Here is a 10,025-nt window from a genome sequence, read left to right on the forward strand (position 1 = left end):
GCCTCCCGCGTCCAGGTTCGGGCCGGCGGTCCGCGTCGACGGGCTCCGGGCGGGGGTGCGACCACAAGGGGGGCCACCGTCGACCCGCACTGGGGGCAGCCCGGCTGCCGACCGCTGCCTAGCCTGGGACAGGGGGACGAGACACCGAGAGACACCCGAGGAGCACCACGTGACCAGGACGGTCGACACACCCGCGCACCCGACGCGCAGCTACGAGCGGCTGAGGCCTGCCATGCGCCTGTTCTACCTGTGGACGCTCTCGCGTTCCCGGCACGTGCCCTCGCCACGCGGACGGCCGACCTACCGGGCGGACTCCCCCGACCCCGACACCGTGCTGCTGATCGGCACGGGTCCGACCCACGGCTTCGGCGTGACGAGCCACGAGCAGGCCCTCACCGGTCAGATCGCCAAGGAGACCTCGAAGAGCACCGGTCGCGCCTGCTCGGTCGACTACATCGGCGACGAGATGATGAACGCCGGTTCGGCCCGTTCGTGGATCGGCGACCACGACCTCAGCCTGTACGACACGGTCGTCGTGATGCTCGGCCTCAACGACGCCGTCATGCTCACCCCGCTCGAGGGATGGCAGCGTGACGTGACGACACTCGTCACCGACCTGACCCGCCGCGTCCACCCCACCGCCCGCATCATGCTGGTCGGCGTGCAACCTGTGCGCTCGGTCACGCGGTTCGACAACCCGTTCGGATCGGTCGCGGACCGGCACGCCGCCCGCATGAACGAGATCACCGAGCGGATCGCCGCGCAGCACCCGTCGGCCTCGTACTTCCGGCTGCCCCCGGGAGAGCTGCAGCCCGGTCGCCCGCACGGCTGCGAGACGATGTACCGGCAGTGGGGCGCCGTGGTCGCCGACCGGGTGGCCCCGACCCTCGACGTCGTGCGCCGCGGCGAGACCGTCGAGCACATCGGACGCACGTCCGTCGCGCCCGTCGTGCCCGAGCGGGTCGCCGCCCAGCTCGAGGTGGCCCGACTGGCGGCGTCGGTGGCCGCACCGGCCCCGGTCGACCCGGTCGTCGCGCAGCTGGAGGCCGCGCGAGCGGCCGTCGCCCGACTCGAGGCCGAGCAGGACCTCGCGCGTCTCGAGGCCGAGCAGGCCGTCGCGGCACGCCCGGCGGACGCACCCGCGTCGGCACGCCCGGCGGACGCACCCGCGTCGGCCCCCGCAGCCGCAGCCGCACCCGCACCCGCACCAGCGCCGACCCCGGCGGACGCACCCGGGACCGCCCTCGGAACCGGGGCCACCCCGTCGACCGACACCGCGCCTCCTGCCCGTCCGCGTCGGGCCCTGCCCGAGCCGACCTTCGAGTGGTCGGGAGCCGAGAAGCTGGTCGAGCTCGCGAGCAGCGGCGGGTCCGACACCCTGCAGGACCTCGCCCGCCGAGCCGAGAAGGAGTTCGGCGTCGACGTCGCGGTCGTCTCGCTGCTCGACGGCAAGAAGCTGTACTACGCGGTCAACACCGAGCTGCTGCCGGTCTCGATCCCCCGCGAGCTGACGTTCTGCGACGTGACCGTCGCGGCCGACGCGCCCGTGATCGTCGAGGACGCCCGCAAGGACGACCGGTTCAAGGACAACCCCTACCTCGACCTCAACCACGGGTACTTCTACGCCGGGCACCCGATCCACTCGTCGTCCGGCGAGGCGATCGGCACCTTCTGCCTGCACAACACGCGGCCCCGCAAGGCGAAGAGCGTGTCGTCCGAGAAGCTGGCCGAGTTCGCCCGGCTCGCCGAACTCGAGCTGCAGAGCTACGAGACGGCCGAGGGCGGTCACGACCTGCCGACGATGTACGAGACCCGGGAGGCGGCGGTCGCGGCGGCCGTGTCGGGTCGCGCACCGCAGGCGGCCGCGCTGGCACAGGGCGTGGCCGACGCCACGGGCGTCGTCGCCGCGCCCCGGCCCGCGGCTACGCCCACGACCGCGGCTGCGGTCGCGGGTGCGGTCCCCGTGGTCGCGGCTGCTGCCGCACCGACCACCCCGGCCCCCACGCGCGTCGGGCGCCACGCCGCCCCCTGACCGCGACCTGCGGGCGAGGACGCACCACGCCCGCGTCGTCGAACCACCCGAGAGCGTGGTTCGACGACGCGACGGTGGTGCGACCGGCACACCGGCACACCGGCACGCCGTCACGCCGTCACGCCGTCACGCTCGGTGACGCGCCCTTCCGCTGCTTCAGCCACAGCACGAGCACGAAGCTGAAGATCACGAGCACCATCCACGAGCCGATCTTGCTGGGGTGCACGAGGCTCCAGCCGTCGACCTGTGAGGCGTAGGTCCAGGCACCGAGCAGGGTCGCGGCGTTCTCGGCGATCCAGATGAACAGCCCGATGAGGGCGAACGACACGAGCAGGGGCATGCGGCGGTCGACGCCCCGCACGCGGAAGGTCACCGACCGCCGGGCGATCAGCAGCGCGGCGACGCCGAGCAGCACCCAGCGCAGGTCGGCGATCCAGTGGTTCGTGAAGAAGTTCACGTAGAAGCCGACGGCGACGGCCATGGTCGCCGCCATCGGCACGGGGTCGACGCGGAGGTCGAGCCGGCGCCATGCCTGGCAGATGTAGCTCGCGACGGCCGCGTACATGAAGCCGCTGTAGAGCGGCACGTCCCCCAGGCGCAGCACGCCGGGCTCGGGGTACGACCACGAGCCGATCGCGACCTTGAAGACCTCGAGCCCGAGCCCCAGGACGTGGAAGACGCAGATGACGAGCAGCTCGTCCCGGGTCTCGAGCCGCGTCGCGACGAGGACGACCTGCACGAGCAGGCACCAGATCAGCATCGCGTCGTAGCGCGGCACGCCCACGTCGACCACGCGGGTCACGGCGAGCCCGGCGAAGATCGCGACGGCGAACGCGCACGAGAGGGCCTGGGCGCGGCCGAAGGCCAGCAGGTCGAGCAGGGACTCGCGCGCCCGGGCGACGCGACCCGGACCGTGACGCGGGACGACCTCGACTGCGGACACCGTGCCTCCTCGGTTCGTCGTCGGTGCCGGCCGGGTGGCCGCGCCGTCGCGCCCCGTGGGTGCGACCTCGTCCACGCTACGAACCCCGAGGAGGCGCGGCGTCCGCCCCGAGGACCACCGGCCTCCCCCGCGGGTCGCGTCCGCGGACACGCGAGAGCCCCCTCGCCGTGCGGCGAGGGGGCTCTCGTGGGGTGCTCGTCGGCGTCCCGCGCTGCGGGTCGCTGGTACGCACCGTCGACGGGCCGGGCGTCAGCCCGTCCGAAGTCGTGCACCGGGCCGGGGCCCGGGACGGTCAGATCTGGTCGTCGTCCACCAGGCCCGCCACGAAGGGGTAGCGGTCGGCCACGTACTCGTGGAGGTCGGGGTGGACGAGGGTGTCGAGCGAGGGAAGTGAGGAGGTCATGGTCGGGCCGTTCAGTCGAGGTCGTCGGTGTCGTCGAGGGCCGTGTCGAAGTACGACACGTGGTCGCCGACCTGGTCGGCGAGGATGCGCTGGGCGAAGGTCACGACGCGCGCCTCAGGCCGACATCGCGTGGGCCGGGGCGGTCACGAGGAAGTCGGCGTAGGTGGGCTCGTCGACCCGGGCGACGGCCGAGACGGCTGCCGAGATCGGCGCGGCGAGGGCGACGGCCGCGACTCGCGCCCGACGACGACGGGGGTAGGTCTCGATGCGGACGGCCGGGACGCGGGGGTCGCGGCGGTAGAGGCCCGCGTCGACGCGACCGGTGGTCGGGCGGGTCGCCGCGGGGCGGGCCGAACCGACCGTTCCCCGGACGAGGGAGACGAGTTGCTCGTGGCCGAGGCCCTGGAGCGAGGTGCTGCTGGTGTTCATGTTCTTCTCATTTCTGGTGACCCTGCGTCACCTGAGGAACCTGCTGGAACTCCGGCACCGCCCGTGAAGTCGGTGCCCGTACCGCCGTGAACCGGTACGTCCACCACTGTGGCAGGCCGATTGCTAGATGAACTAGCCAGATCGGGAAGAGTGCGCATTGCGGACATGGCTCGGTCCTCGCCTGCACGATCTGCGTTCTTCTTCGTTTTTCTGCTTTTGTCTTGTTTTCTCTGTGGAAGCGACGTACAGTCGGCCCACGCCGGCAGCACGCGTGCCGGCAGCACCGCGAGACGACGAGGAGGTCGCATGTACGCCACCGAACGGCACGAGTCGATCGCCGAAGCCCTGCGCTCGGCGGGTCGGGTGTCGGTCAGCGATCTCGCCCTGCGTCTCGACGTCACGGCCGAGACGGTCCGCCGAGACCTCGACGCCCTCGAACAGGCGGGCCTGCTCCAGCGCGTGCACGGCGGTGCCGTCGCCGCCGGCCGCTCCAGCGTCAGCGAACTCAGCCTGAGCGAGCGCGAGACCCGGCACAGCCCCGAGAAGACCTCGGTGGCCCAGGCCGCCGCGCACCTCGTGCCGCCGACGTTCACGGGCTCGATCGCCCTCGACGCCGGCACCACCACCGCCGCCGTCGCCGCCGAACTCGCCCGCTGGACGCCGGCGACGCCCGGCACCGTCCTCACCGTCATCACCAACGCCGTCCCGATCGCGGCGCTGCTGCAGCACAGCCCCCACGTCGACCTGCACCTGCTCGGCGGACGCGTCCGCGGGCTGACCAGCGCCGCCGTCGGGACCAGCACGGTCGAGCAGATCCAGGCGCTCCGCCCCGACATCGTCTTCGTCGGCGCGAACGGCGTCAGCGCCGGCTTCGGCCTGTCGACCCCCGACGAGTTCGAAGGCGCCGTCAAGTCGGCGTACGTCCGTGCCGGACGCCGCGTCGTGGCCGTGGTCGACCAGACCAAACACGGCGAGGAGGCGCTGGTGCGGTTCGCGCGCCTGGCCGAGATCGACACCGTGGTCACCGACGCGCCCCCCGCGCCCGACCTGGGCGAGGCCCTCGAGCTCGCCGACGTCGAGGTGATCGTCGCATGAGCGCCCCGACCCCCACGCCCCGCCCCGTCGTGGCCCCGATCGACACCGCCCCGCAGCCAGGAGGCACCCGCATGATCCTCACCGTCACCGCGAACCCCTCGCTCGACCGCACGATCGAGCTGCCGGGCACCCTGCAGCGCGGGGCGGTCCAGCGCTCGGTCAGCACGACCGACGAGCCCGGCGGCAAGGGCGTCAACGTGTCCCGGGCCCTGGCGGCGTCGGGCGCCGAGACGGTGGCCCTGCTGCCCGGCGCCCTCGACGACCCGGTCCTCGTCGCCCTGCGCGAGCGAGGCGTGCCCACCGTCAACCTGCCGATCGGCCAGCGCCTCCGGGCCAACGTCACCCTGACCGAACCCGACGGCACGACCACCAAGATCAACGAGCTCGGCCCCGACCTCGGCTCCCACGTGGACGAGCTCACGGCCCTCGTCGTCGAACACGCGGCCCTCGCCTCGTGGCTGGTGCTCGCCGGCTCGCTGCCGCCCGGCCTGCCGACGACCTGGCTGGCCGACGTCGTCCGGGCCGTGCGCGCCTCCTGCGGTGACGCCGCCCCGCGCATCGCGGTCGACTCGTCGGGCGAGCCGTTCGCGGCCCTGATCGCGTCGGGCGTCGGCATCGACCTCGTCAAGCCCAACGCCGACGAGCTCGCCGAGATCGTCGGCGGCGACCCCGAGGCGTACGAGGCCGACCCGGCCTCGGCCGTCGCCGGGGCCCGACGCCTGCGCGAGCTGGGCGTCGAGACCGTGCTGCTCACCCTCGGCAGCGCGGGCGCCCTGTTGATCGACGACGAGGGCTCGTGGTTCGCCGCCGCCCCCGTCATCACCGCCCTGAGCACGGTGGGCGCCGGCGACTCGTCGCTGTCGGGCTACCTGCTCGCCGAGACCGCCGGGGCACCCGCCCCGGCCCGCCTCGCCCAGGCCGTCGCGTCCGGAGCCGCCGCCGCGGCCCTGCCCGGCAGCATCGTCCCCCGCCTCGACCAGACCTTCCCTGACGACATCGACGTCGTCCCGGTGGCCCCCGCGGCCGTCGGGCACCTCTGAGCAGCGTCGCCCAACCCCAAGGAGCAGAACAGCATGTCATCCCTCATCAGCACCGACCTCGTCGGTCTCGACGAAGACCTGGGCGGCACGTCGACCGACGTCATCCGCGCCCTGGCCGCGCGCGTCGCGGCCTCGGGCCGCGCCGGCTCGGCCGACTCGCTCGCCGACGACGCCATCAAGCGTGAAGCCTCGGTCGGCACCGGCGTCCCCGGCGGCATCGCGATCCCCCACGCGCGGTCGGCCTCGGTCACCGAGCCCACCCTCGCCTTCTCCCGGCTCGCGCGCACGGTCGGCTTCGGTGCCCCCGACGGCGACGCCGACATCGTCTTCATGATCGCGGTGCCCGAGGGCGCCGACGGCGACCACATGACGGTCCTCTCGACCCTCGCCCGCGCCCTCATCCGCGACGACTTCACCGCCGCCCTCCGCGCCGCGAAGACCCCGGCCGACATCGTGCAGCTCGTCGACGACGAGGTCAGCGGCGAGGTCGCCGAGACGCGCGGCGCCACCGCCGCCTCCGCGGCCGGGGCGACCAGCGCCTCCTCGTCCGCGGCCGACGCCACAGGCGACGGCGCGCGGCGCCCGAAGCTGGTCGGCGTCACCGCCTGCCCCACCGGCATCGCCCACACCTTCATGGCCGCCGACGCCCTCGTCGCCGCGGCGAAGCGCCTCGGCGCCGACCTGCAGATCGAGCCGCAGGGCTCGGGCACGGTCACCCCCCTCGACCCGGCCGTCATCGCCGAGGCCGACGCCGTGATCTTCGCCGTCGACGTCGACGTACGCGACCAGGGCCGCTTCGCCGGCAAGCCCGTCGTCCGCGGACCGGTCAAGCGCGGCGTCGACGCTCCCGACGCCATGGTGAAGGAGGCGCTGGCCGCCGCCAAGGACCCGAACGCCGCCCGCGTGGGCGGCACGGCCGGTGCCGCCGGTGCCGCCGCGGGCTCGACCACCGAGAAGCAGGGCTTCGGCTCGTCGCTCAAGCGCTGGCTGCTGACCGGCGTCTCGTACATGATCCCGTTCGTCGCCGGTGGCGGCCTGCTGCTCGCCCTGGGCTTCCTGCTCTCGGGTTACGAGATCGCCGGCAACGCCGCGACCGTGCTGACCGACTACTCGCTGTTCAACCTGCCGCCCGAGGGCCTGCCGTACTTCCTCGGTGCCGCCGCGTTCCAGATCGGCAACCTGTCGATGGGCTTCCTCGTCGCCGCCCTGGCCGGTTACATCGCCTACGCCATCGCCGATCGACCCGGCATCGCGCCCGGTTTCGTCGCCGGTGCCGTCGCGGTCTTCATGGGGGCCGGCTTCATCGGCGGTCTCGTCGGTGGTCTGCTCGCCGGCTTCGCCGCCTACTGGATCGGCAAGCCCGACGTGCCCCGCTGGCTGCGCGGCCTGATGCCCGTCGTGATCATCCCGCTGCTCGCGTCGATCTTCGCCTCGGGTCTGCTCGTGCTCGTGCTCGGCGGCCCGATCGCCGCCCTGACCGTCGCCCTGACCGACTTCCTCAACGGCCTCAGCGGCACCGGGGCGATCGTCCTGGGCGTCATCCTCGGCCTCATGATGTGCATCGACCTCGGTGGTCCGGTCAACAAGGTCGCCTACTCGTTCGCCGTCGCCGGCCTGTCCGCGGGCTCCATCAGCGACAACCCGGCCCCCCTGATGATCATGGCCGCCGTGATGGGCGCCGGCATGGTGCCGCCGCTGGCCATGGCCCTCGCGTCGACCGTCCTCTACCGCAAGGGCTTCTCGCAGGTCGAGCGCTCCAACGGCACGGCCGCCTGGCTGCTGGGCGCCTCGTTCATCTCCGAAGGCGCGATCCCCTTCGCCGCGGCCGACCCGCTGCGCGTGATCCCCGCCAGCATGGTCGGAGGCGCGGTGACCGGAGCCATCTCGATGGCCGCCGGCGTCACGTCGCAGGCCCCCCACGGTGGCATCTTCGTGTTCTTCGCGATCGGCAACCTGGGCATGTGGGCGTTGGCGATCGTCGCCGGCACCGTCGTGAGCGCGTTCGTGCTCGTCCTGCTGAAGAAGTTCGTCCGCCGGGGTGCGGCCGCCGGGGCCGACGCGTCGGCCGAGGCCGCCGAGGCCGGTTCGGTCGTCGGCCAGCGCAGCCCCGTCGCCGCGTAGCAGCGACGCGGCCCCGCACCGACGCCGTCGAGGCGACCACACGAGGAGGCGCGTTCCGGGAAGTCCCGGAGCGCGCCTCCTCGGCTGTGGACGGGCCGCGGACGGGCGGCCGCGTCCTCTACCCTGGCGTGAGCAACCGATTGGACCCCACGCCGTGACCGACATGAGCCTGAGGCTCCCCACCACCCATTTCCGTGCCGTGTTCGACCTGGGCCAGCGCCCGGCCGCGCAGACGCCGCTGCCGACCGCGCTCGGCAAGCCGAACCTCTACGCCGAGTACGACGACGACGACCTGATCACCGCCCTGTACGTCGGCTACGAGACCGGACAGGTGCACCTCGAGACCACGCCCTCGGGCGACGTCGAGCACCACTTCCACCTCGCGAACGGTGACGACAGCGACCTCAGCCCCTTCGGCGGCGCCGACACGCGGGTGCTCGTCGAGTGGTCGACCCGGCTGATCGTCGACCTGCACCGCCGCATGCCCGACCTGCTCGACGAGGTCGACGAGGCAGCGGCCTGGCACGACGCCGGCTTCGACCTCTACGTCTGCGAGGTCGAAGAACCACGCAAGCTCGACCTGGTCGAGGTCGACATCGAGGGCGAGCTGCTGACCCTGCCCTGGCTCGGCTCGGGTGCCGTCGAACACGACCACATCGAGGGCGACGACCACCCGATCGCGCTGACCTGGACGCCCCAGGGCGCGTCCGAGGGCGTGCCGATCGCCGAGGCCTGGCTCGACCCCCGGACCGATCAGCCCCGGACGAAGGCCCTGCCCGGCGTCGACTGGGAGGCCGTGGGCTGGGGTCGCGACGAGGTGCTGCCCTGGCTCGAGGCGATCTACATGAACCACCACGTGCTGCCCGACGCGGCCGGCACGATCCTCACGGGCGTGCTCGAACGGCTGGGCGGGATCGACGGCACCGACTAGCCGGGGGGCCTTCGCACCGCGTTTCGTGCACGGCACCGCGTCTCGTCGCGGTGCCGTGCACGAAAGGCGGTGCGGTGCGGTGCGGTGCGGTGCGGTGCGGTGCAGTGCAGTGCGGTGCGGTGCGGTGCGGTGCGGTGCGGTGCAGTGCAGTGCAGTGCAGTGCAGTGCAGTGCAGTGCGGTGCGGGCTGCCAGGATGGCGCGATGAGCGACTCGCCCGCACCGCGCCTCCTGAACCTGTTGCTCCTCGACGTCACCGACGAGGCCCGCGACGACCCCGCGTTCGAGCGCGAGCTCGACGACCTGTCCACCTCGGTGGTCGCCGCCGCCGAGCAGGTCGGGTTCACGGTGCGCCGGGTGCCGGCCAACCGGCTCGGCGACGTGCGCGCCGCCTTCGCCGAGGCGGACGCGGTGCTCGTCACCGGTGGCGAGGACGTCGACCCGAGCCACTACGGCGGTCCCCTCGACCACCCGGGGCGGGGCCAGACCTTCGCCGACGCCGACCGGGTGCAGATCGAGGTGGTGCGCGGGTCCGTGGAGGCACGGCTGCCGCTGGTCGGCATCTGTCGCGGCATGCAGGTGGTCGACGTCGCCCTCGGCGGCGACCTCGTGCAGCACCTCGAGCACCCCGGCCACGTGAACCCGGACGACGTCTCGGACAGCATGGTCGACCACCCGGTCCGCCTCGCCGACGACAGCACCCTGGCCTCGATGCTCGGCACGACGTCGCTGGTCGTGCGCAGCTCGCACCACCAGGCGGTGGGACGCCTGGGCGAGGGGCTGCGCGCGGTGGCCTGGGCCGACGACGGCACGGTCGAGGCCGTCGAGCACGTCACGGCTCCGGTGTGGTGCGTGCAGTGGCACCCCGAGGACCGGGGGGCCACCGGCACGGTGCTGACCGACCTGCTGGTCGCCGCGCGCGACGCCGCCCTCGGTCGAGCCGGCGACCGGTCGCGGGGGGGGGCCCCCCGGGGGGGGGCCCCCCCCCCGGGGGGGGGGGGGGGGGGGCGGGGGGGGGGGGCGGGCCGGGGGG

8 protein-coding genes are annotated in these 10,025 nt (G+C 73.5%); 6 read left to right on the forward strand and 2 right to left on the reverse strand.

All coding sequences use genetic code 11. The annotated features are described in order from the left end of the window. Positions 1 to 169 precede the first annotated feature (169 nt). Positions 170 to 2,032: a GAF domain-containing protein gene (locus ACIOSR_RS05725; protein ID WP_402752056.1), complete on the forward strand. Its 1,863-nt coding sequence runs from the start codon at positions 170 to 172 to the stop codon at positions 2,030 to 2,032. Between the two features lie 118 nt (positions 2,033 to 2,150). Here ACIOSR_RS05725 and ACIOSR_RS05730 read toward each other — a convergent pair whose 3' ends face one another. Both ACIOSR_RS05730 and ACIOSR_RS05735 read right to left on the reverse strand, forming a co-directional pair. Continuing rightward, complete coding sequence (locus ACIOSR_RS05730) at positions 2,151 to 2,975, reverse strand: DUF817 domain-containing protein (protein WP_402752057.1); 825 nt, start codon at positions 2,973 to 2,975, stop codon at positions 2,151 to 2,153. Between the two features lie 517 nt (positions 2,976 to 3,492). After that, positions 3,493 to 3,807: a hypothetical protein gene (locus tag ACIOSR_RS05735; protein ID WP_402752058.1), complete on the reverse strand. Its 315-nt coding sequence runs from the start codon at positions 3,805 to 3,807 to the stop codon at positions 3,493 to 3,495. Positions 3,808 to 4,113: 306 nt separating this feature from the next. On the opposite strand from ACIOSR_RS05735, the gene ACIOSR_RS05740 reads away from it, so the two are divergent. The 5 genes from ACIOSR_RS05740 to ACIOSR_RS05760 all read left to right on the forward strand — a co-directional run. Beyond that, positions 4,114 to 4,902, forward strand: coding sequence for a DeoR/GlpR family DNA-binding transcription regulator (locus tag ACIOSR_RS05740; protein ID WP_056046880.1), 789 nt, complete (start codon positions 4,114 to 4,116; stop codon positions 4,900 to 4,902). Between the two features lie 71 nt (positions 4,903 to 4,973). Continuing rightward, on the forward strand, positions 4,974 to 5,942 hold the full coding sequence (locus ACIOSR_RS05745) for a 1-phosphofructokinase family hexose kinase (protein ID WP_159825498.1): 969 nt from the start codon (positions 4,974 to 4,976) through the stop codon (positions 5,940 to 5,942). Positions 5,943 to 5,975: 33 nt separating this feature from the next. Continuing rightward, complete coding sequence (locus ACIOSR_RS05750; protein WP_402752059.1) at positions 5,976 to 8,063, forward strand: fructose-specific PTS transporter subunit EIIC; 2,088 nt, start codon at positions 5,976 to 5,978, stop codon at positions 8,061 to 8,063. 154 nt (positions 8,064 to 8,217) lie between these two features. Further along, positions 8,218 to 8,994: a hypothetical protein gene (locus ACIOSR_RS05755; RefSeq protein ID WP_402752060.1), complete on the forward strand. Its 777-nt coding sequence runs from the start codon at positions 8,218 to 8,220 to the stop codon at positions 8,992 to 8,994. A gap of 202 nt (positions 8,995 to 9,196) precedes the next feature. After that, a partial coding sequence (locus tag ACIOSR_RS05760; protein WP_402752061.1) for a gamma-glutamyl-gamma-aminobutyrate hydrolase family protein occupies positions 9,197 to 10,025 on the forward strand: 829 nt, incomplete at its 3' end.

The organism is Frigoribacterium sp. NPDC087798 (assembly GCF_044742985.1).
Classification (GTDB): Bacteria; Actinomycetota; Actinomycetes; order Actinomycetales; family Microbacteriaceae; genus Frigoribacterium.

What these genes read in the sequence shown, in the direction of transcription:
- ACIOSR_RS05735 (WP_402752058.1), bottom strand. Translation starts at nt 3,807, where the DNA reads ATGAACACCAGCAGCACCTCGCTCCAGGGCCTCGGCCACGAGCAACTC.
- ACIOSR_RS05740 (WP_056046880.1), top strand. Translation starts at nt 4,114, where the DNA reads ATGTACGCCACCGAACGGCACGAGTCGATCGCCGAAGCCCTGCGCTCG.
- ACIOSR_RS05745 (WP_159825498.1), top strand. Translation starts at nt 4,974, where the DNA reads ATGATCCTCACCGTCACCGCGAACCCCTCGCTCGACCGCACGATCGAG.
- ACIOSR_RS05750 (WP_402752059.1), top strand. Translation starts at nt 5,976, where the DNA reads ATGTCATCCCTCATCAGCACCGACCTCGTCGGTCTCGACGAAGACCTG.